Raw genomic sequence first — 21,458 nt, 5'->3', positions numbered from 1 at the left:
CCGCATTTCCGCCAAGCAAAGGAGCCGCAACGCATGGCTAACATTCTGATGGTCGTATCAGCCGCCGATTCCCTCACCATGAAAGACGGCAGCGAACACCCCACCGGCTACTGGGCCGAAGAGCTCGTGGAATCCCACCGCGTGCTGCGCGAAGCCGGGCACACCGTCCGCATCGCCACCCCGGGCGGCACCAAGCCGACGGTCGACCAGGTGTCCCTGGCACCCGAGTCCGCCGGCAGCCCGGAGAAGGCCGCCGCCTTCACCCAGTACATCTCCTTCATCGACGCCGAGCTATCCTCTCCGCTGGTGCTCGCCGACGCTGACATCTCCGAGTACGACGCCGTCGTCATGCCGGGCGGGCACGGCCCCATGGCGGATCTGGCCTTCGACAAGGACCTGGGACGGATCCTCATTGCAGCCGACAACGACGGAAAGATCATCGCTCCGTTCTGTCACGGCCCGGCAGGTTTGCTGAGCGCCGAGACCGAGAACGGCGACTTCGTCTTTGCCGGCCGCAAGCTCACCGTCTTCACGGATGAAGAGGAACTGGGCGGCGGAACCGGAGAAAATACTCCGTGGTTCTGCGAGGACGTGCTGCGCAACAAGGGCGCCGTCGTGGAGTCCGGCCCGGCCTGGACCAGCCATGTGGTCCGCGACCGGAACCTGATTTCCGGCCAGAACCCCCAGTCCAGCGAAGACGTGGCCAAGGCCGTGCTCTCCGCCCTGGCTGAGTAGAACCATGACGGTCCTGATCGCCGGCTGCGGTGATCTGGGCACGGAAGCCGGCCTGCGGTTCGCCGCGGCCGGCTTTTCCGTGCTCGGATGGCGCCGCTCCCCCGAGAAGATTCCCGCCCCGATCACGGGCCGGGCCGCCGACCTGACCGGTTCCAGCGGTGAGCTGCCGCGCATTCCTGCGGACACCGACGTCGTCGTCATTGCCGTGGCCGCCGGCCGGCGCAGCGAGGACGCGTACCGCGCCGCCTATGTGGACGGCACCGCCAACGTCCTGGACGCACTGGAACGCGACGGCGTGCACCCGCAGCGGATCCTGTTCGTGTCCTCCACAGCCGTGTATGGCGATGCCGGAGGTGCCTGGGTGGACGAGAACACTCCGGCGGCACCGCCGTCCGCCACCGCCGCCGTGATCCTCGAGGCCGAGGAGCTGCTGCACTCGCGCCGGCCGGACGCCGTCGTGCTCCGGCTGTCCGGAATCTACGGACCGGGCCGCACCCGGCTGATCGATTCCGTCACGGCCGGCACCGCCGCGGTTCCGGCCGCCCCGCATCTGACCAACCGCATCCACCGCGACGACGCTGCGGCGGCGATTGTGCATCTGATGACCCGGGACCCGGCACCTGAGCCGCTGTATGTGGGCGTTGACGATGAGCCGGCGGACCTGGCCGACGTGCTGCGGTTTCTGGCCACGGAACTCGGACGGGACCTGCCGGCTCCTTCGGGTCCCGGCGGGTCGAGCCGCGGCGGAGACCGGTTGCTTTCCAACGCCCGGCTGCGGGGCACCGGCTTCGAGTTCGCCTATCCCACGTTCCGCGAAGGCTACCGTGCGGTGCTCTCCGGGTACGGCGTCCGCCACGGCTAACGCTTTAACGCGTCAGTCCGGCACCTGCCACCTTTGGAAGCGCGGGAGGTGCCGGACTGGGCATATCAGCGGCGAAGTCGTTAGTTGCCCGCTTTCACCGCCAGCACCGGGCACTCAGCCTGCAGGAGGATGCGCTGGGCGGTGCTGCCCATGATCAGCTTGCCCACGGGAGTGCGCTGGCGCATGCCGATGACTATGAGCTCGACGCTCCGGTCCTCCGCAGCGGTGAGAATCTCCGCCGCTGCATCGTTGCCCCGCAGTTCCTGCTCCAGCTCATACTTGACGCCGCTTTGGTCCAGGCGCTGCCGGAGGGCCCGGACACTCTCAGGTTGCAGGTACCGCTCATCCACCAGGGCGTCGCCGCGGGAGGTGTTTAGGATCAGCAGCGGCGTGTTTCGGAGCTTGGCTTCCTCCACTGCCCGGTTCAGGGCAGCGAGCCCTTCCGGGGTTTCTATGTATCCCACCAGTACGCTCATGCCTTGTCCTCTCCGCGCTCGTCGTCAGTAAAAGGCCGGGCGGTGCGCCGCCCGCGGGAAACCGGCGCTGTTGCCACTGCCCCGGATTCGTCTGACTGTCCGGCAGGGTCACGGGGTCCCACTGCGACGGACCCCGTGCTGTCCTCGGACAAGACAGGCAGCAGGGGTTTCGGGTGGCTGCGGTGCCACAGCTTCAAAACGAGCGGCCACACCAGGATCACCGCTGCAATCGCATAGACCACGACGGCGATCGGTTCGTTCCACAGTCCGGAGATGTCGCCGCCGGACAGCTGCAGCGATTTGCGCAGCTGTCCCTCGGCCCGCGGCCCAAGAATCAGCCCGATCACCAGCGGCAGGATCGGATACCCGAACCGGCGCATGGCAAAGCCCAGCAGGCCCAGCACCAGCAGGATCATCAGGTCAAACGCCTGCAGGTTCACCGCATACGCGCCCAGGGTGGCAAAGAAGAGAATGCCGGCGTACAGGTAGGGGCGCGGCAGCCGCAGCAGCTTTGCCCACATGGGTGCCAGCGGCAAGTTGATCAGCAGCAGCAGGGTATTGCCGATGAAGAGGCTCGCGATCAGGGCCCAGACGAGCTGAGGTTCACTCTCAAACAAGAGCGGTCCGGGCTGGATGCCGTACTGCACAAACGCGGCCAGCATGACAGCGGCCGTGGCGTTGGTCGGCAGGCCGAGGGCCAGCATGGGTGTCAGGGTTCCGGCTGCGGCTGCGTTGTTGGCCGCTTCCGGTCCGGCAACACCCTCAATAGCCCCATGGCCAAATTCCTCAGGGTGCTTAGAGAGCTTCTTTTCGGTGACGTAGGAAAGGAAGGTGGGGATCTCGGCTCCGCCTGCCGGCAGTGCTCCGAACGGGAAGCCAAAGGCGGTGCCGCGGAGCCAGGGCTTCCACGACCGTTTCCAGTCCTGCTTCCCCATCCACGGCCGGCCGACGGGTATCACGTGCATGGCGGTCCGGCGCAGGTGCGCAGCGATCCACAGGGCTTCACCGACAGCGAAGATCGCCACTGCCACCACCACGATGTCGAGTCCGTCCACCAGCAGCGGCAAACCAAAGATCAGCCGCTGCTGGCCTGTGACCGGATCCATGCCCACCAGTCCAATGGCCAGGCCGAGGCCAAGTGAGGCAAAGCCCCGCAGCTTGGAGCTTCCCAGGACGGCAGTGACCGCCAGCAGCGCCAGCACCATGATTGCCAGATAGCTGGGCGCCCCGAGGCTAACGGCGAATTTGACCACCAGAGGTGCAAACGCCACCAGAAGCGCCGTGCCAATGGTGCCCGCAACAAAGGAGCCGATGGCGGCGGTGGCCAGCGCCTGTGCCGCCCGGCCGCTCTTGGCCATTTTGTGTCCTTCGATCGCCGTGATGACGGTCGAGGATTCACCCGGAGTGTTGAGCAGGATGGACGTGGTGGAACCGCCGTACATGCCGCCGTAGTAGATGCCGGCGAACATGATGAAGGCGCTCGTGGGTTCCATGCCGTAGGTCACGGGCAGCAGCAGGGCCACGGCCATGGCCGGTCCGATGCCGGGCAGCACGCCAACAGCCGTTCCGAGGAGTACCCCGATGAACGCATACAGCAGGTTCATGGGGGTGGCTGCGGTCGCGAACCCGGACATCAGGAGATTGAAACTATCCATCAGAGCACCCCTTCCAGGACGCCGGCGGGGAGTTTGATGCCCAGGCCGAGGTAGAAACCGTAAAAGGTGAGCAGGGCGAGGACCAGTGACACTATGCCGTCACGCACATAGTGCCGGCTGCCCAGTGCCCAGACGCTGCCCCAGAAGAGCAGCGTGCCGGATATAACCCAGCCGAGGGTGTCGATGAGGAGAATATTCACAATGAACGCGGCAATCAGGGGAACAACCGTTCGCCAATCCGTGCCGTGCGTCAGATCGATATCCTCTCCACCCTCTACCTCGCCGTGGCCGCCCCTCAGAACCTGCACGGTGAGCAGGGCGGCGCAGACCAGCAGTAGACCGCCCACAATGTACGGCAGGGTTTTTGGGCCCACAGGATCCGAGTTTGAATAGGAGACATTCAGTGTTGAGGCGTCCCAGATGACAACAGCTCCGACCACTCCCAGCAGGAGGGCCATGCCCAGCTCGGAGCGGCCCTTGAGCCGGCTGATCTGTTGGCTCATGCCAACCCAAGCTTGGACAGCACGTCGGAGACCCGCTGGTCCTGCTCCGTGAGGAAGGAGGTGAATTCATCACCGGTGATGAACGCGTCGCTCCACCCGTTGGTGGTCAGCGCTTCCTGCCATTCCTCGGTGCCATGCATCTGCTCCAGTGCGGCAACCAGTTGCTCACGTTCAGCGTCGTCGATTCCGGGAGGCGCCACGATGCCGCGCCAGTTGCTGAAGACCAGATCAATGTCGGACTCCGTCAGTGTGGGAGCGTCCACGCCCTCGAGCCGCTCTTCGCCGCTCGTGGCCAGGACCCGGATCTCGCCGGTCTTGATCTGGTCGAGGTACTCACCGGCGCCGGAGGCCGCGAAGCCCAGCTTGTTGCCCAGGATCGCCGGGAGGAGATCGCCGCCGCCGTCGTAGGAAACGAAGTTCACCTCTGCCGGATTGATGCCAACGGTGTCAGCCAGCTGCATGGGAAGCAGGTGGTCGGGTCCGCCGGGCGAGGACCCTCCGCCCACCGCGATGGAGGACGGGTCCTTCTTCCAGGCCTGGACCAGATCATCAATGGTGTTATAGGGGGAATCCTTGGAAACCATGATGGCGCCGGGCTCTTCGATCAGGCGCGCCAACGGGGTGGTTTCGGTGAGTTTGGCTTCGGAGTCATTGGTGTAGCTGGCTCCCACAACCCCCAAACCCATGAGCATGGTGAGATCCGCGTTGCCCTTTTCATTGACCATGCGGGCCAGGCCCACGGTACCGCCGGCACCGGCAAGATTGAACACCTCGGTGCCCGTAGCGACGTCGGTCTCATCCATGACCTTGGCTGCCACCCGCGCCGTGGTGTCATAACCGCCGCCCGGGGAATTGGGAACGAGAATACGCAGGCCGGTTAACGCTTCCGCGGACGACGACGTGTCGGAGCCTTCTCCAGTCTCGGCACCGCCGGTGACTCCGCAGGCTGATGCCGCGAGTACAAGTCCGGTGGCGACTGCAGCCAGCCGCAAACCCTTCATTGGGCGCATTTGGTCCTCTTCTCATAGTGATGTGCAAGCCTCATCACGGTACGGATTTAATGTGAGTGCCGTCACTCTTGTGTTCTCTGAGTACGTTGTGTTCATTGTGTTCACGCAGATCCGGACCCGGCAGTGCGTGAGCGGTATAGTTTCTTCGCACCGGGCATCCGGACACAGAGGGAGGCCCGCCGCCAACGGTGGTCTATGGACCGGAGGACAATCTGTGCTGAAAAAGCACGAAGACGCGGCAAAGAAGCCGCACTGGAGGATGTCCCTGGCGTCCCAGTATCTGGGGCTCCAGTTCCTCATCGTCATCGCCGTCCTGGTTGCTGTTGTAGGCCTGTCGATTGCCCAGTCCGCTGCCTCTACACTGCGGGTGGAGTCCCGCAAAGCCCTGTCCGCCGCCGAGAGCCTGGCATCCATGCCTGCGGTACGGGCCCTTGTTCCCGGCGCTGAGCCAAAGATCGGTGCCGCCCTGCCCGCTGTTGCTGAATCCGTCCGCACCGTCTCCGGCGCGCAGTCAGTCATCCTGGCCACCCGGGACCTGCGAATTCTTACGTCCCCGGACCCGGCGCAGGTGGGAAACCCGCTGGATCTCGGCGCCAGCACTGTTCTGGCCGGGCAGGCCTGGACTGGGCTGTCAATCATCGACGGTCAGTCCTACGCCTCCGCTCACGTGCCGGTCATGGATGACCACGGTGCCATCGTGGGGCTCGCCGCCGTGGGAATGGAGTACCCCTCAGCGTGGGAACGGCTGCGCACCGCCGCCCCAAACGCACTGATTTATTTCTTCTTGGCCGGGGTTCTGGGGACGGTGGGGTCCCTGCTGCTGGCCGCACGGGTCAAACGCCAGACGCTGGGCCTTGAACCGCAGGAAATCACGTCCCTGGTGGAGCACCGGGAAGCGATGCTTCACGGGGTGAAGGAAGGCGTGCTGGCCTTGGACACCCAGCACCGGATTACCTTGGCCAACGACGGCGCCCGGACCCTGTTGGGTTTGCCGCGGGATTCGGTGGGACGCACCCTGAAAGAGCTGGACATCGAACCGGTGCTGCATGATGTTCTCACCCAAAAACAGGATGAAGCTGACCGGCTGGTCCTGGTAAATGACCGTGTAGTGGTTTTCAACCGAAAACCCCTGACCTCCCGCGGGCGTGCCCTGGGGTCGGTCACCACGCTGCGCGATCGTACAGAGCTGTCCTCGCTGAAGGCGGAGCTGGGCACTACTAAGAGGATCACTGAAACCCTCCGCGCACAGACGCACGAGTTCGCGAACCAGCTGCACACCATTTCCGGACTGATCCAGTTGCACGAATATGACGACGTCGTGAAGTTCGTGAACGGGGTTAGTCACAGCAGAAGCAGCCTTCACCAGGGCATCACCTCCTGCATCGAGGACCCCACCCTGGCCGCGCTCCTCATCGCGAAAACCAGCCAGGCGGCTGAACGCGGAGTGGCGTTGCAGCTGGACCAGGACTCCCGGCTTGGACGCACCGGTGAAAGCCTCACCCGGGACCTCACCACCATCGTCGGAAATCTCGTGGACAACGCCATTGACGCAGCCGCCGGGCAGCAGGATTCCCGGGTCCGGGTGCGGATTCTGGAGACTGAAGGGTCATTGGAGATCACAGTCAAAGACTCGGGGCCCGGGATCGACGCCGGCGTTGCAGACGAGATTTTCCGGCAGGGATTCACGACTAAAAGCGACACCACACTGGGCGGACGGGGCTTCGGGCTGGCACTCACCAGACTTGCCTGCCTGCGCCGTGGAGGTGACGTTCGGGTCTGGAATGAGGACGGTGCCGTCTTCTTCGCCCGCTTGCCCATGGAAGCACCGTCACTGGAGAAGGGAATAACCCATGATCAGAGTGCTCATCATTGACGATGACTTCATGGTCGCCAAAGTGCACGCCGGATTTGTCCAGCAGGCAGAGGGATTTCAAGCCGTCGGCGTCGCGCACACCGGGGCTGCTGCGCTGAATGAAGTGGTCAGGCTTCGTCCGGACCTGGTGCTGCTGGACATCCATCTGCCGGACATCAACGGCCTGGACCTGCTGCAGCGGCTCCGGGACGTTGCCCCGGAGCTCGATGTTCTCGTCATCAGTGCCGCCAGGGAAACGGACATGGTGCGGCGGGCACTGCGCGGCGGAATTGTCCACTATCTGATGAAGCCGTTTACGGGCGCAGATCTGCGCGAACGGCTGGAGCATTACCGGCTCACTTATCAGCCGTTGGTCTCAGGCATGCGGAATGTGACACAGACGGATATGGATCAGGTGTTCGGCAGCGGCCGGCCGCTCAAGGTGCCGCTGCCCAAGGGCTGCAGTGCGGAGACCCTGCGTTTGGTCGAAGCCGCATTGACGGACGCGAACGGGGATCTGTCCTCCACCGAAACTGCTGACATGCTGGGCATGTCCAGGGTAAGTACCCGCCGGTATCTGGAGTACCTGGCCGAGATTGGAAGCGTGGAGGTGAACCTGCGGTACGGGCCGGGGCGGCCGGAGCGCAGGTATCTTCTCCGGACGCTCTCCACTCGCTGAGCTGACCGAAGATTGGCGTTGTCTTGGCTCAGCCCTTCGGAATGGGCGGGCCGGAGCGCAGGTATCTTCTCCGGACGCTCTCCACTCGCTGAGCTGACCGAAGATTGGCGTTGTCTTGGCTCAGCCCTTCGGAATGGGCGGGCCGAGGATCAGGAGCACAATGAAGACCACGGCCACCAGCACCAACGTCACCAGGGCAGCTGCCACCGGACGGCGCAGCACCAGGGCGGCAACCTTGTCCACCGGGTTGGCGGGTTCCTCGCCGCCCGGCGCCATGCGCCAGCCGCCGTCCAAGAGGCCGCGGCGGTCCACGGAGCGTTCAAACGGAATGGTCGCCCAGGGAACGACGGCGAGCACCACGCCCAGGATGCCGGTGCGCGCCGGCCACTTCTGGTTGGCCCAGACAAAGAGGGTCACCGCTGCATAGGACAGGAACACGAATCCGTGCAGGCCGCCTGCTATGGGGGTGAAGCTTTCATTGTCGAAGCCGTATTTGGCCACCAGGGCGGCGATGAGCAGGGTCCACGTCACGGCCTCCGCAAAGGCCAGGGAGGTGAAGAGTTTTCGGGGGGTCATGATGGTGCGCTTACCTTCCGCAGGGGTCTTGCCAACAGTATGTCAGCATCGCGCGGGCGGTGGCCAATCGCCGCCGGCGTCTTTCACCCCTGGGTTTGGGCCAGCAGTTCCTGCCGCAGACACCGGGTCTTTTGCGGCCAGCCGCTATCCCCCGTAGGTCAGCGGTTCCGTGATCCAGTCCAAATCCTTCCAGCGATCCACCCGCTGCAGGATTCCGAAGCTGGAGCGGAAGAAGTCCTCCACCGCCTTTTGCGGGTCACGCGCGGCAAAGGCATCCTCCAGCCGCAGGACAAACTCGCTCTCCTCAGGTAAAAACTGTGCCATAGACGGTTCCAGCAGGGATCCGTACGTGCCGATGTCCGCCAGGAACGGATAGGGCAATGCGTAGAACGACGGCGCTGTGTTCTTGGTGTCGCCGGGCCAGAAACCCACCTCGAAGAACTTCTCGTCGAAACCGTTCCTTCCAATCACATCCGTACCCGAATACGGTGCCGGCTGCCCACTGAAGACGTTGCCGGAGAGGTCCATGGTGCCGAACCAGTACGCCGGCATGTCCACCTTCCCGCGCATCGGGGCGAGGAAGCCGGCCAGGCACCGGTAGGCGAACTGCAGGTTCGCCAGAAAAAGTTCCACAGCTTCCCGGTCATAGGAATGATGCTTGGCGTCCTGGTCAAAAGGAACGGGATCGTGGAACTCCTGCGGAACCGTGTTTATCGGCGTGGGAGTGCCTAAGACCTCCAGCGCCTCCATGAGCTGCCCGTAAAAATCCGCGACGCTGAGTCCGTCCACCAGCGGTATTCGTACCCGCGCGCCCAGACTGTTCTGCACATCCACGTGATGCTGCGCAAGGTTGAAGTAAATCTCAAAGTTGCAGGCATCCGCCGGAATGATGCCGGTGCCGATGCCCTGAATGGTGCAGTCCATCCGGACGTGCGCCCACTCCGGCCGTTTGTAGCTGCGCCCCAGCTTCACCTTTCCGGCCATCTGCAGGAACAGATGCAGGGTGTCGGCGGTGTCCTGCCATTCGGTGTAATTTCGAAATCTCTGATCCATGGGAGAAGCCTTCTCACGGTGGCGGAGCCAGCGGCCGGACCTGCCGCGCCGGGTTCCTCCCAGTGTGAAACGTGCCTGTTTCACGGTCAATGACCAGCGGGACGCTGGCTAGACTGAAATCCCAAACCCGACGGAGCACTGATGAATCCCGCCCCCGAAAACGCTGCCGTTCCCGCAGCCGTAATCGCCGACGTCGACACCGGAATGGACGATGCCCTGGCACTGGTGTTCCTGGCCCGCGACCCGCGCATCGACCTGCTGGCCGTAACCTGCGTGGCCGGCAACACCGATGTGGACCAGGTGGTCCGGAACACCTTGGACGTGCTGCACGCCGCCGGAGCCGGTAGCGTTCCCGTGGCCCGGGGTGCGGAGCGGCCGCTGCTCAACGAGCCACGGAACGCCCACGCCTTCCACGGCGCCAACGGATTGGGCGGACTCGAGCTTCCGCGCAGCCCCCACTCCCCCGCCGCCATGGCCGCCGTCGAACTGCTGCACCGCACCGTTGAGGACTCTCCGGTTCCCGTCACACTGCTGGCACTGGGGCCGTTAACCAACGTGGCGCTGTTCCTGCGGGCCTACCCCGCCACTGCCCGCAAACTGGGCCGCATCGTGTTCATGGGCGGCTCGGCCGGCATCGGCAACGCAACCTCACATGCCGAGTTCAACGCCTGGCATGACCCCGAAGCCCTGGCCATGGTGATCCACAGCGGCATTCCCACCGTCATGTACGGCTTGGACGTGTTTGTCCAGGCGACGCTGGAACCCGCCCAGTACCTTCCGCTCGCCCGGTCCAACGACGACGACGTCCGTCTGGTCGGAGATATCCTCACCGTGGGCGGGCTCCGCGGCGGCGGAACCGATCCGAAGCCGGTAACCATCGGCGACGCCGGAGCTGCCTGCCTCGTTGCCGTTCCGCAGACGGTGGAGCTGCTGCGGTACCCGGTACGGGTTGAACTCTCCGGGCACAGCCGCGGCCAGACACTGGTGGACCGGCGGCTGCAGCCGGGAGAAAGCGAGCACCACGGCGACGCCGGTCCCGTACCGGTCATCGAGGTGGCGCTCGGCCTGGATCACCCGCTCATGGTGCAAGCCTTTCTGGACACCGTGCAGCTGCGGGCCGAACGGTTGCACTAACTGGAGTGCCGGCCGTCAGTGGTGCACGCCACTGCCCGGCACCCTTGTTCCGCTGCACCCTAGGCGCCTAGGCTGAACGGGGAGTTTGTTGCCTGCGCGCACATTTTTCCGCCACTCTCCCCACACTCTCCCCCACACACTTCGAAGGAACCCGTTGAGCACTTCCCCCAGGACCCCGGGCGTCCGCCCCAGCTACCGTCCAGGGATCAAGTACATCCTGATGCTGGGTGCCCTCGCGGCGCTTCCGGCGGTCACCACGGACATGTACCTGCCATCGCTGCCAACCGTTGCCTCGGAGCTGAACACCAGCCAGGCCGCAGCCCAGTTCACCATGTCGGGCACTCTGATTGGCGCCGCCGTCGGGCAGCTGGTGATCGGCCCCTTCTCGGACCGGTTCGGACGCCGCCTGCCGTTGCTGATCGGCATCAGCCTTCACATCATTGTTTCGCTGCTGTGTGCCGTGGCGCCCGGAATCGGAACGCTGATCGGCCTGCGGGTGCTGCAGGGATTCTTCAATGCGGCGGCCGGCGTGGTGGCGATCGCCGTCATCCGGGACCGCTTCGTCGGTTCGGATGCCGCCCGGCTGCTGTCGCGGCTGATGCTGGTCATCGGGCTGGCACCGCTGCTGGCACCAACCATCGGCCAGGCGGTGGCCGGCATCTGGCAGTGGCGGGCGGTCTTTGTTGCCCTCGCCCTCATTGGCCTGGTGCTGGTCCTTATTGTCTGGCGGTTCATGCCCGAAACACTGCCTGCGGAGCGCCGGCGCACCCGCGGGGGTCCGAGCGTCTTCCGCGGCTACAAGGTCCTGCTGCGGGACCGGCATTTCCTGGCCCTGGCCTTCATCCCCGGCCTGGGCATGGCCGTCATCATGAGCTATGTGGTGGGTTCGCCGTTCGTGTTCCAGGATGAATACGGCCTGACGCCCGGCCAGTATGCCCTGGTGTTCGCCATCAATGGCGCCGGCATGGTCATCTCCGCCCAGGTCAACGCCGCCCTGGTCCACCGCTCCTCGCCCACCCGCATCCTCCGGGTGACCGTGCCGGTAATTCTGGGGCTGTCCCTGTTGTTGCCTGTCGTGGTCATCACCGGGATCGGCGGCGTCTTCGGACTGGCCGCCGGACTCTGGCTGGTGCTGGGCATGCACGGGCTGATCGCGGCCAACGCCACCGTCATTGCGCTGGGTAATTACGGCCACATGGCCGGCTCGGCCGCAGCCATGATCGGTGCGCTGCAGGTGGGCGTGGCCGGCGTCGTCAGCCCCCTCGTGGGCGTGTTCGGCGGCGGGGCGCTTGCCATGTCCGGCGTGATCATTGCCTGCTGCGCCGTCATGTTCCTGGTTCTTGCGATCGCCACGCCGGCCTACCGGCGGGGCGGCCCGGCGGCCCTGGAAGGCGCAGCCGCTTCACCGGAACCGGACACTGCAGACCAGCCCGATGCCGCAGCCCGGCCCGCTACCGAGGCCGAACTGCCGGAGCGCTAACGTCCGTCAGTCCGCTCCCTGGGTGGGGGTTTCCAGCGAGGGCGGTGAAGTGGCCCCGCACCAGCACGACATGACCCCGGCACCGGATCTGGCCGAAATCCTGCCGCACGGTCTGGGCCAGCTGACCCGGCCCTTCGGCACCAAACCCGTGGATGCCGCCGTCGGCGCCCTGTCCCTGATACGCACACAGCAGCGGATCGTTGCTGCCAACCCGGTTCGGCATCCCGGCCATGGCGGCCGGTGAACCACACCCCGCGGCTGCACTGCGCCGTCCGGGTCACCCGCTAGGCTTGCCGCATGTATACCGATCTGCCCGCTGACGAGCTCGCGGCCTACACTTCCACCCAGACCCGGCCGGAGGACTTCACCGATTTCTGGTCCGAAACCCTGGCACAGGCACGCTCGCACCCCCTGGACCTGCAGGTCACTGCAGAACCCACGGTGCTGGACGCGATCGATGTCTACGACGTGCAGTTCGCCGGCTGGAATGGTGAACCGGTGCGGGCCTGGCTGCGGGTGCCGCACGGTGCCGCCGGGCCGCTGCCGTGCGTGGTGGAGTATGTCGGTTACGGCGGCGGGCGCGGCGAAGCGCACGAGAACCTGCTGTGGGCGGGCGCCGGATTTGCCCACCTGTACATGGACACGCGCGGCCAGGGTGCTTCCTGGAGCCGGGGTGCCACGCCGGACGGTGCCGGCAGCGGCGGACCCCAGGTCCCCGGGGTCATGACCCGCGGCATCCTGGATCCGCAGACCTATTATTACCGCCGGTTGTTTACCGATGCCGTCCGGGCTGTTCAGGCCGCCCGCGAGCTGACCGTGGTGGACCCGGACCGGGTGGCGGTGACCGGGATCAGCCAGGGCGGCGGCGTCGCCCTGGCTGTTGCCGGACTTTGCCCGGACCTGCGGGGTGCCGTGCTGCGGGTGCCGTTCCTGTCCGATTTTCCGCGCGCCCTGCAGATCACCGATGCGTATCCCTACCGCGAAGTGTGTGATTTCCTCGCCGTCCACCGTACCGAAGCCGACCGTGCGCAACAGACGCTGCGCTATTTCGACGGCGTGAACTTCGCCGCCCAGGCCACGGTTCCGGCTCTGTTCAGGGCCGGCCTCATGGATACCATCACTCCCCCGTCCACCGTGTATGCCGCGTACAACGCCTACGCCGGGCCCAAGCAGATCACGGCGTGGCCGTTCAACGGGCACGAGGGCGGCGGTCCCGAGGACGACCTCGCCGCCGTCCGCTTCCTGCGCGAGATGACCGCCGCCGGCTAACTGCCTACCCCACGGCAAAGGAGAGAACGACGACGGCGGCCAGCACGCCCGCGCGCACTGCCACTGCTCTCCGTCCTGGTTCCTTCTTTGTGGACTTCTTCTTCACCTTTCGCGACGGCTTGGTCCGGAGCGTGACTCCGCTGCCGGGCTCGGGACTGTCGGATTCCGTGGTGCCCGGTTCGGGTTCCTCGAAGTCCAGCAGCCCGGCATGCGACGGCAGCTCCGGCCAGCGGATGACTGCCCCGGCGACCGCCACTGCCAGAGCAGCCATGGCCACCACCCACAGCAGTGTTGTTCCAGGACTCCACGGCACCACCAGCCGGAAGAATGCCGCGGTCGCTGCTGTCTCCAGCATGCTGGACAGCAGGGCCATGCGGCTGATGCCGGGACCCCGGCCGCCGAAGTTCCACGCGGACCGGGCCACGGCCAGACAGGTCACCGCCAGAACTCCGGCCAGCAGCCAGGCGAGAAGGGAGAAGGCCATCAGATGCCCTCCTTCAGCAGTGTCAGGGCGGCTTCTTCCTGGCCTGTTGCCACGTTGGAGAAGATGAGCACTGCCCGGCCGGCGTCGCGCTCCAGTGCCGCCATGGCAGCGAACCCGCCGGTCATGCCGTTGTGCCACGTCACGGCCCGGTCCGGTGCCTCGGATGAGACCTGGGTGAACCAGGCCAGTCCCACCTGTTCGCCGTCGCCGGCACCCCACTGCGGATCAAGCGCCTTCGAACCTGGTGCGGTGCCCGCCAAGAGAGCCCGGGTATACCGCGCCATGTCTGCGGCGGTTGACCGGATTCCGCCGGCCGGAGCGGTGCCGTTGCCTGTCCAGGCTCCCTGGCCCAGCCCGCTGGCGCTTCGGCCTGTCGGGGCACCTGCACGCAGGTTGTCAGCTGTCACCGGCACGTACGTGTCCTTCATATCCAGCGGATCCAGGATGCGCTGCTGCAGTAGATCGGCGTAAGTCATGCCTGCTGCTTTGGCGAGAAGCTGACCCAGGAAGGCGTAGCCGAGATTGGAGTAGCTTACGCTGCCCCGCCCGCCCACCGGGGCCGACTGGGCGTGCTCCAGCACCGCGGCCGGTGAGGCCGGATACGGGTCGCGGTGCAAAGCGTTTCCCAGCAAGAGCGATGCCACCGACATCGGATCCGTAGCCAGGCGGGGAAGTCCGGAGCGGTGGCTCGCCAGCTCTGCAAGGGTGACTGTGCCGATTTCGGCGTCAGAGTCGGCCAGCTCCGGTCCCAGGATGTCCGCGACGGTCGTTTCCAGGGTCAACTCACCGCGCTCGACGGCGTCCGCCAGCAGCGCAGCCGTGAAGGTCTTGGATATCGAGCCAATTTCGAATTCGGTGTGTTCGTCGGCGCCGAACCCGGCGAACCCGGCAGCGCCGTCCTCCAGGTAGACCACGCTGACTTTGTCGGCAGGTTTCTGCAGAAGGGGCCTGATGGCTTCGGCCAAGGCTCTGTCCCCGGAAACGTCGGAGGACAACCGAGGCGTCCAGGGTGCGGCCAGGAGCCCGCAGGCCAAAACCGCGGCCGCCGTCAGGATCCCCAGGATCTTTCGTCGTTGATTTCCCATTTCAGTTACCTCCGGAGGCAGCGGTGAGAATGGCCAGCAGCGGAATGACCCGTGCCGGGGGAATCGAATAGCGGGACCGGGCGTGCGGTGTCAGCCAGCCCGCAGCCGTCAGTTGGTGGATGTGGTGGTACATCTGTCCGGAGGTTCCCAGCCTCAGGTCCTCCACCAGACCGGCCACGGTTTCCGTTCCGCCGAGGACCGCCTGCAAAACAGCCAGCCGGACAGGATGTCCCAGCGAGGCCAGCGAGTCGGCGAATTGGGCCCAGTCGACGTCGAGCAGATGCCCCGTTTCCAGTCCGTACTGATACTCATAGCGCGCACCGCCCGCAGTGCTGGCGGTGCCGGCGAAAAGGACGGCGCCGGGGTCTGGGTAGCGGTCCCGCAGTCCGTTGAGCGCCCAGAACACGTCCGCTGGGTCTGCGTCCGGCGATTGCTGCCGCGACTCAATTTGCTGCTCGAGGGCGCCAAGCCTCGTCTCCAGAGCTTCCACCCGCGCCTCGAGTGCTTCCCGCCCGGCATCTTGTTCTTTGGCCATGCCCAATAATTACGTAATTCCAGAACTTTTACAAGGATTCCGGAATTATTCGCGAAATTTCAGAAAGTCGGCTCTTGACGGGTGCCCACGTCACGCGTGGACCGTGCCTGGAACCGGGGAACCAGCACGCCAAACACCACAAATGCGGCAGTCCAGAGCCCGAGCCCCACCAGCAGAAACATCCCCACAATGGCGGAATAGTCCGCGGCCGTCCGTGTGGGGTACCAGCCGCTGAGAAAAAGCAGCGGCAGGACGGTTCCGATCATCACGGCAAAGTGAACCATCGTTTGCCGGGCGAGCGTCCACCTCTCGACGTCGTAAATAACGGACGCTGCCGTTTCATGGGCTCTACCTACCGGTCACACCGCGGTTGCGCAGGCTTCAGTTCACCCTGCCGTGGCCGCGGCCCGCCGGTAGCGCGCCAGGACCTCCGGTGCGGCGTCTGCCTTCACCACGGATTCGCTTGCCGCCGTCCACTTCGGCCATGCACCGGTGAGCACGGCCGCCGCCTGCCGGGCGGCCCCGTCGGCCACATACTCCCCCGGAGAGGGCACGGTCACGGGAAGACCGAACACTGCGGAAACAGCGTGCTGGAGCGCTTCGGAGCGGGCCCCTCCGCCCACCAGGATGACGCGGCGGGCTTCAATGCCCAGATTGCGCAGCGCCTGCAAGCCATCTGCCAGGGAACAGGCGATTCCTTCAACGGCGGCGCGCGCCAGATTCTCCCGCGTGAAGTTGGCCAGGGTCATTCCGTGCAGCGATCCCGTGGCGTCGGGAAGGTTCGGGGTCCGTTCCCCTTCAAAGTAGGGCACCAGGCTCAGCCCGCCGGCGCCGGCCGGGGCCGTCAATGCCAGCCGGGTCAGTTCCGGAAGGCTTACGGACAGCAGCGCTGCGGTGGCATCCAGGACCCGTGAGGCATTGAGCGTGGCTGTTAGCGGCAGGAAGTGGCCGGTGGCATCGGCAAATCCGGCCACCAGACCGGTGGCGTCGGCGGAAGGATCGTCGGTCACCGCAAACACGGTGCCGGAGGTGCCTACGGACACGACGACGTCGCCCACCCCGGCTCCCACGCCCAGGGCGGCCCCGGCGTTGTCCCCGGTGCCCGGTGCAATGAGAGCGCCCGACGGCGTCCGCTGGTCCGCTTCCAGCGGCCCGAGCACCCGAGGCAGCAGCGGTACATGCCCCAGAGTCTGTTCCAGCACGGCGGGAAGATATTCGCCGGTGGCCGGTGACCAGTAACCGGTTCCTGACGCATCCGAGCGGTCGGTGCGCAGCGCCTCGAGCCCGGCGCGGCCGCTGCCCGGGCCGTAGCCGGCCAGCCGCCAGCTCAGCCAGTCGTGCGGCAGGCAGACCGCGGCCGTTCGGGCAGCATTTTCCGGTTCGTTCTCCGCCAGCCAGCGCAGCTTGGCCGCAGTAATCGAGGCCACCGGCACGGTGCCGGTCTCTTCCGCCCAGTAGGCCGCGCCGTCGGGTCCGGCCTCGGAGACCATCTTGTCTGCCGCCGCCGCGGAACGCACGTCGTTCCACAGCAGGGCCGGGCGGACGACCGCACCGTCCTCGTCGAGGCACACCATGCCGTGCTGCTGGCCGGAAACCGCCACGGCCTCGACGTCGTCGAGCCCGCCCGCTGCCTGGATCGCTTCCTGCAGGGCCCGCCACCAGATTTCGGGATCGATTTCGGTGCCCTCGGCATGCCGAGCGGTTCCGGAGCGGACCAGGGCGCCGGTGGCGGAATCCCGAATGACCACTTTGCAGGACTGAGTGGAGCTGTCCACTCCGGCGACCAGTGCCATGGCGGTACCTTTCATAGTTTTCGGTGCAACTCTGCAAACACTGCTTCTCTTTAAACGCTGCTTATCTTTTGACACTGCAACGCCGGGCCCGTGGCAACGGACCCGGCGTTGCAGTACGGCGGCTCTTTAGCGGGCGCCCATGAGGTGTTCCAGCGCGAGCTGGTTCAACCGAACAAATCCGAAGGAGCGTTCGGCGGCCTTGTCGGCGTCGAAGTCTTCGAAGGACGAGGTGTCGGCCAGGAGGTCCGCGGTGCTTTCCCCTGCGGCCAGCGTGGGCTGGCCCAGCTCGAATACACCGGAGGTGGTCAGCGCTTCCTGGACCTCGGGGTCTTCGCGGAAGGAGAGGGCACGTTCCTTGAGCAGGAGGTACATGGACATGTTGGCCTTCGCGGATTCCCAGACGCCGTCATAGCCTTCGGTGCGGGAAGGCTTGTAGTCGAAGTGGCGGGGACCCTCGTAGTGCGGGCCGCCGTTGGGGAAGCCGTTTTCGAGCAGGTCCACCGTGAAGAAGGCGCTGGTCAGGTCGCCGTGGCCGAACACCAGATCCTGGTCGAACTTGATGGACTTCTGCCCGTTGAGGTCAATGTGGAAGAGCTTGCCGGCCCACAGTGCCTGGGCGATGCCGTGGTTGAAGTTCAGCCCGGCCATCTGTTCGTGGCCTGTTTCCGGGTTCAGGCCGACGATGTCGCCGTGCTCCAGCTCGTTGATGAAGGCCAGCGCGTGGCCGACGGTGGGCAGGAAGATGTCGCCGCGGGGTTCGTTGGGCTTGGGCTCCAGCGCAAGGCGGAGGTTGTAGCCCTTCTCCTTGACGTAGCCGGCGACGGTGTCGACGCCTTCCTTCATCCGGTCGTAGGCGGCGGCGAAGTCCTTGGAGCCGTCATACTCGGAGCCTTCACGCCCGCCCCACATGACGAAGGTTTCAGCACCCATTTCGGCGGCCAGGTCCATGTTGGCCATGACCTTGCGCAGCGCGAAACGGCGGATGGAGCGGTCATTGGAGGTGAAACCGCCGTCCTTGAACACCGGATGGCTGAAGAGGTTGGTGGTGACCATGGGAACCTTGAGGCCGGTTTCGGCCAGGGCTGCCCGGAAGTTCTTGAGGATCTGCTCGCGTTCGGAGGCCGTGGCGTTGAACGGAATCAGGTCATTGTCGTGGAACGTGATGCCGTACGCACCCAGATCGGCGAGCCGGTGGACGGCCTCCACCGGATCCAGCTCCGCACGGGTGGGAACACCGAACGGGTCATTGCCGGTCCAGCCCACTGTCCAGAGGCCAAAGGTAAAACGGTCGGAAGGTGAGGGCGTCGTTGTCACAATTCACTCCAAAAGCCGATATTAGTTGGGAACAACAACTTATGGCTCCCGGGCTCCGCTGTCAATGCCTTCTGCTTCCTTAGATGCGCCCGTCAACCCTCCCTGGACCATATTTCTGTCTCCCCACAACAAAACCGGACATCCGCGTCCACATGGGGTTACGCTGAGAAACGGTCCGGTTTGCGGTCCGGAACAACGCAGGCAAACAACTTCCCGGCAGAAACGGCAGAGCATGCACAACGGCACCCCCTCCGGCACGGAGAGTATCCGCGCGCAGAACCTCTCCCGTGTCCTGACCCTCCTGCACCGCCGCGGACCGCTCTCCCGTGCCGATCTGACCCGCCTGTGCGGTTTTAACCGCTCCACCGTGGGCGCGCTCGTGGCCGAACTCGGCGAACTGGGACTCGCGTATGAGACGGAGCCGCCGGCCCTCAAACGGGTGGGCCGGCCCAGTCCGCTGGTTCACGCGAACAATCGCATTGCGGCCATTTCCGTGCATCCCGACGTCGATGCGGTCACGGTGGGCGTGGTGGGGCTGGGCGGCAAGGTCCACCGCAGGGTCCGGTACGACGCCGGGTCCCTGCCGTCGGTGACGGAGACCGTCAACATTTCCAAGGCAGTGGTCGAAGGCATGCAGACCGAGCTGGCGGGCATGACCCGCGTAATCGGAGTGGGCGCAGCCGTGCCGGGACTGGTCAACAGCACCGACGGTTCCGTCCTGCTCGCCCCGCACCTGCAATGGGCCAACGAGCCGCTCGCGGCAGCCCTGAGCACCGGCCTGGGATTACCGGCGCGCGCCGCAAATGATGCCAATCTCGGCTCCCTGGCCGAAAGCCTGTTCGGTGCAGCGGTGGGAGCGTCCGACGTCGTGTATCTCAACGGCAGCGCCAGCGGCATCGGCGGCGGCGCAATGGTGGGCGGCGTTCCGCTCCGCGGGGCGGCGGGCTTCGCCGGGGAACTCGGCCACACCGTGGTGACCCCCGGAGGCACACCCTGCCATTGCGGGCGCCGCGGGTGTCTGGAAACGGAGGTCAGCCTGGGCAGGCTGCTGGCGCTTTTGGGGCTGGACCATGCTGATCAGGACCAGCTCGAAGACGCCATGACGCAGAACAGCTCCCCCGCGCTGATCGCCGAAGCCAACCGGCAGCTGGACCTGCTCGCGGAGGCCCTGGCCAACTTCGTGAACATCTTCAACCCGGGCACCATAGTGCTCGGCGGCTTCCTGGGCGTGCTGCACTCTTTCGTCCCCGGCCGTCTGGAGTCCGGGGTGTCGGCCGGTGCCATCGGCGGATTGGGCAGCAAAGTGTCCATCCGCCGCGCCGCCCTGGGCACGGATCTCCTGCTCGTGGGTGCTGCCGAGCTCGTGTTCTCCGGGCTGCTGGCCGATCCGGCGTCGGCGGGTTCGCTTTAGGGGTCCGGACCTGAGGAGACAGCACAAGCCCCACTGGTCCGGGCCTAAGCCCGCCGCCCCGTCCGGGCGAGAACCCGGCTGCAGCGGTCGACGACGCCGTCCGGAACCAAAACCGGCGGGCCGAAGAGCCCGGGCGCATAGGCCTGCCGGCCAAACACATCCATCGCCGCGTCCACGGCCTCCAGATCCGGGCCGGTCAGCTCGGCGTCCAGCCCTTGGGACACGGCGAGATCCCAGCGGTGCACAATAAGGTCGACGCCGTAAAACCCGGCGAGTGTCCCGCCAACGGTATCGGGCCCGAAATAGCCGTCAAATGCCCGCCCGGCGATGGCAGGATCGGCCAGCAGCCCGGACACGAGCCGTTCATGGCTGCGCCAGATCTCCCCCGGATCGCCGCCGTCGGGCATTCGGCCGGCGAGTCCGTGCTGGTCCAGGAATTCCCGCTGGGTGGACACCACGTGGTCCACGACGTCTCGGGCGGTCCATTCCGTGCACGGTGTAGCCGCGTTCCAATCACTGGTCCGGGCGGCCACCGAGCTGAACAAATCCGCGCGGCTGCGCCACACCTGCAAAGCTGTTTCCATGATTCCCTCCACGTATCGCCTGTCCTGGGCTAGGTTTTCCTCAACCTACTCGGCGCCCTGCAGGGTGTCTTGAACAAATCCGACAGCGACCGGGGTGTGAAACATGTTCGACGACGGCGGCGGAAGCGAAATCAGCAGAGGTCACCTGCGCGACGCGAACGACCGGTCATTCACCATCTACCGCTACGAGCCGGACCCGGCGGTGCAGCATTGGTTGCGCGTCTTCTGGATTCCGGTGTGGGAGGTGCCCGAAGGAGAGTCCCGCGAACAGCGGATCCTTACCTATCCCCTGTGCCTGCTGAGCATCTCCGCAGAATATGCGCGGCTGATTGGACCCCGGACGACGGCGGCCCGGGTGACGCTGAAGGGCAGCGGATGGACCTTCGGAGTGATGGTCCGGCCCGGTGCTGGCCGGACGCTGCTCGGCCGGGATGTTTCCACGCTGGCAAACCGCCACCTGGATCTGGCGGACGTCCCCCTCCTGGCTGATCTGGTGCCCGGCGTGCGTGAGCTGATGCGGGAGCATCCCGCCGTTCCCGAGGTGCATGTTGCCGTGCAGCAGCTGGTGGAGGAACGGTTCATGTTGCTTGGCCCGGACACCCGTGAGGCCGACCTGGCCAACCGCGTGGCGGCCCGGGTGGAAGAAGACCCGGGCATCGTCAGTGTTGCATCCCTCGCTGACGCCGTCGGTTTGAACGAGCGGACCCTGCAGCGGCTGTGCGGCCGGTTTTTGGGTGTCACTCCTCAGTGGCTGATCCGCCAGCGGCGGCTGCAGGACGCCGGGCAGGAGCTGAGGTCAGGCTGCGGTTCACTCAGCGGAATTGCAGCAGGCCTGGGCTATTCGGACCAGGCCCACTTCTCCCGCGACTTCCGCCGTGCCACCGGATGGACTCCCGGTGAGTTCGCAGCTCTGGCTGATCCGCTGAGGAGCGCCAGGCGCCCATAGGCCGTTTAGCCGGATAGTGCCT

Annotated in this window: 23 protein-coding genes; 10 read left to right on the top strand and 13 right to left on the bottom strand. The window is 65.7% G+C overall.

Annotated elements, in window-relative coordinates:
• The first annotated feature begins 33 nt into the window (after positions 1-33).
• Positions 34-735: a type 1 glutamine amidotransferase domain-containing protein gene (locus tag KG104_RS03955; protein WP_104055047.1), complete on the top strand. Its 702-nt coding sequence runs from the start codon at positions 34-36 to the stop codon at positions 733-735.
• A gap of 4 nt (positions 736-739) precedes the next feature.
• Positions 740-1,597, top strand: a complete 858-nt coding sequence (locus KG104_RS03950; RefSeq protein ID WP_207347351.1) for an NAD-dependent epimerase/dehydratase family protein — start codon at positions 740-742, stop codon at positions 1,595-1,597.
• 80 nt (positions 1,598-1,677) lie between these two features.
• Here the strand turns inward: KG104_RS03950 and KG104_RS03945 are convergent, their stop codons facing one another.
• The 4 genes from KG104_RS03945 to KG104_RS03930 are packed head-to-tail and all read right to left on the bottom strand — an operon-like array spanning position 1,678 to position 5,241.
• Positions 1,678-2,073 carry a universal stress protein gene (locus KG104_RS03945; RefSeq protein WP_207347350.1) on the bottom strand — a complete coding sequence of 132 codons (396 nt, stop codon included), beginning with the start codon at positions 2,071-2,073 and terminating at the stop codon, positions 1,678-1,680.
• Positions 2,070-3,728, bottom strand: coding sequence for a tripartite tricarboxylate transporter permease (locus KG104_RS03940; protein WP_207347349.1), 1,659 nt, complete (start codon positions 3,726-3,728; stop codon positions 2,070-2,072). The genes KG104_RS03945 and KG104_RS03940 overlap by 4 nt, the downstream gene beginning before the upstream one ends.
• A complete protein-coding gene (locus tag KG104_RS03935) occupies positions 3,728-4,231 on the bottom strand; it encodes a tripartite tricarboxylate transporter TctB family protein (RefSeq protein ID WP_104055043.1) in 504 nt (167 codons plus the stop codon). The genes KG104_RS03940 and KG104_RS03935 overlap by 1 nt, the downstream gene beginning before the upstream one ends.
• Positions 4,228-5,241 carry a Bug family tripartite tricarboxylate transporter substrate binding protein gene (locus KG104_RS03930; protein ID WP_104161583.1) on the bottom strand — a complete coding sequence of 338 codons (1,014 nt, stop codon included), beginning with the start codon at positions 5,239-5,241 and terminating at the stop codon, positions 4,228-4,230. Before KG104_RS03930 ends, KG104_RS03935 begins: the two co-directional genes overlap by 4 nt.
• 259 nt (positions 5,242-5,500) lie before the next feature.
• On the opposite strand from KG104_RS03930, the gene KG104_RS03925 reads away from it, so the two are divergent.
• Both KG104_RS03925 and KG104_RS03920 read left to right on the top strand, forming a co-directional pair.
• Positions 5,501-7,114, top strand: a complete 1,614-nt coding sequence (locus KG104_RS03925) for a sensor histidine kinase (protein WP_207347621.1) — start codon at positions 5,501-5,503, stop codon at positions 7,112-7,114.
• Positions 7,092-7,772: a response regulator gene (locus KG104_RS03920; protein ID WP_207347348.1), complete on the top strand. Its 681-nt coding sequence runs from the start codon at positions 7,092-7,094 to the stop codon at positions 7,770-7,772. Before KG104_RS03925 ends, KG104_RS03920 begins: the two co-directional genes overlap by 23 nt.
• A gap of 120 nt (positions 7,773-7,892) precedes the next feature.
• Here the strand turns inward: KG104_RS03920 and KG104_RS03915 are convergent, their stop codons facing one another.
• Positions 7,893-8,348: a DUF3817 domain-containing protein gene (locus tag KG104_RS03915; protein WP_104055041.1), complete on the bottom strand. Its 456-nt coding sequence runs from the start codon at positions 8,346-8,348 to the stop codon at positions 7,893-7,895.
• Between the two features lie 144 nt (positions 8,349-8,492).
• Complete coding sequence (locus KG104_RS03910; protein ID WP_207347347.1) at positions 8,493-9,401, bottom strand: DUF5996 family protein; 909 nt, start codon at positions 9,399-9,401, stop codon at positions 8,493-8,495.
• Between the two features lie 141 nt (positions 9,402-9,542).
• On the opposite strand from KG104_RS03910, the gene KG104_RS03905 reads away from it, so the two are divergent.
• From KG104_RS03905 to KG104_RS03890, 4 genes are all read left to right on the top strand, one after another.
• Entirely contained in the window at positions 9,543-10,535 is a 993-nt protein-coding gene (locus tag KG104_RS03905) for a nucleoside hydrolase (RefSeq protein ID WP_207347346.1), read from the top strand.
• A gap of 154 nt (positions 10,536-10,689) precedes the next feature.
• A complete protein-coding gene (locus KG104_RS03900; protein ID WP_307858987.1) occupies positions 10,690-12,015 on the top strand; it encodes a multidrug effflux MFS transporter in 1,326 nt (441 codons plus the stop codon).
• 22 nt (positions 12,016-12,037) lie between these two features.
• Complete coding sequence (locus KG104_RS03895) at positions 12,038-12,259, top strand: hypothetical protein (RefSeq protein ID WP_207347345.1); 222 nt, start codon at positions 12,038-12,040, stop codon at positions 12,257-12,259.
• Positions 12,260-12,312: 53 nt separating this feature from the next.
• Entirely contained in the window at positions 12,313-13,284 is a 972-nt protein-coding gene (locus KG104_RS03890) for an acetylxylan esterase (RefSeq protein ID WP_207347344.1), read from the top strand.
• Positions 13,285-13,288: 4 nt separating this feature from the next.
• On the opposite strand, the gene KG104_RS03885 is transcribed toward KG104_RS03890, so the two are convergent.
• From KG104_RS03885 to xylA, 6 genes are all read right to left on the bottom strand, one after another.
• Entirely contained in the window at positions 13,289-13,768 is a 480-nt protein-coding gene (locus KG104_RS03885; protein WP_207347343.1) for a hypothetical protein, read from the bottom strand.
• Positions 13,768-14,853, bottom strand: coding sequence for a serine hydrolase domain-containing protein (locus KG104_RS03880; protein ID WP_207347342.1), 1,086 nt, complete (start codon positions 14,851-14,853; stop codon positions 13,768-13,770). The genes KG104_RS03885 and KG104_RS03880 overlap by 1 nt, the downstream gene beginning before the upstream one ends.
• A 1-nt stretch (position 14,854) precedes the next feature.
• Positions 14,855-15,388 carry an ArsR/SmtB family transcription factor gene (locus KG104_RS03875; RefSeq protein WP_207347341.1) on the bottom strand — a complete coding sequence of 178 codons (534 nt, stop codon included), beginning with the start codon at positions 15,386-15,388 and terminating at the stop codon, positions 14,855-14,857.
• 59 nt (positions 15,389-15,447) lie between these two features.
• Positions 15,448-15,711, bottom strand: a complete 264-nt coding sequence (locus KG104_RS03870; protein WP_207347619.1) for a DUF3021 family protein — start codon at positions 15,709-15,711, stop codon at positions 15,448-15,450.
• Between the two features lie 63 nt (positions 15,712-15,774).
• On the bottom strand, positions 15,775-17,181 hold the full coding sequence (locus tag KG104_RS03865; protein ID WP_207347340.1) for a xylulokinase: 1,407 nt from the start codon (positions 17,179-17,181) through the stop codon (positions 15,775-15,777).
• Positions 17,182-17,307: 126 nt separating this feature from the next.
• Entirely contained in the window at positions 17,308-18,495 is a 1,188-nt protein-coding gene (gene xylA / locus KG104_RS03860) for a xylose isomerase (RefSeq protein WP_104161570.1), read from the bottom strand.
• Positions 18,496-18,727: 232 nt separating this feature from the next.
• Between xylA and KG104_RS03855 the strand changes: the two genes are divergently transcribed.
• A complete protein-coding gene (locus tag KG104_RS03855; protein ID WP_207347339.1) occupies positions 18,728-19,906 on the top strand; it encodes an ROK family transcriptional regulator in 1,179 nt (392 codons plus the stop codon).
• A 44-nt stretch (positions 19,907-19,950) separates the two neighbouring features.
• Here the strand turns inward: KG104_RS03855 and KG104_RS03850 are convergent, their stop codons facing one another.
• Positions 19,951-20,490 (bottom strand): maleylpyruvate isomerase family mycothiol-dependent enzyme, encoded by a 540-nt coding sequence (locus KG104_RS03850; RefSeq protein WP_207347338.1) that lies wholly within the window; start codon positions 20,488-20,490, stop codon positions 19,951-19,953.
• Between the two features lie 103 nt (positions 20,491-20,593).
• Here KG104_RS03850 and KG104_RS03845 point away from each other — a divergent pair, with 103 nt between their 5' ends.
• Positions 20,594-21,436, top strand: a complete 843-nt coding sequence (locus KG104_RS03845; RefSeq protein WP_207347337.1) for a helix-turn-helix domain-containing protein — start codon at positions 20,594-20,596, stop codon at positions 21,434-21,436.
• Positions 21,437-21,458: the final 22 nt, after the last annotated feature.

Origin of the sequence: Arthrobacter sunyaminii, from assembly GCF_018866305.1 — a bacterium.
Classification (GTDB): Bacteria; Actinomycetota; Actinomycetes; order Actinomycetales; family Micrococcaceae; genus Arthrobacter_B; species Arthrobacter_B sunyaminii.
Note: the sequence above shows the minus strand (reverse complement) of the source record. Positions and strands in the feature narration are given on the sequence as shown.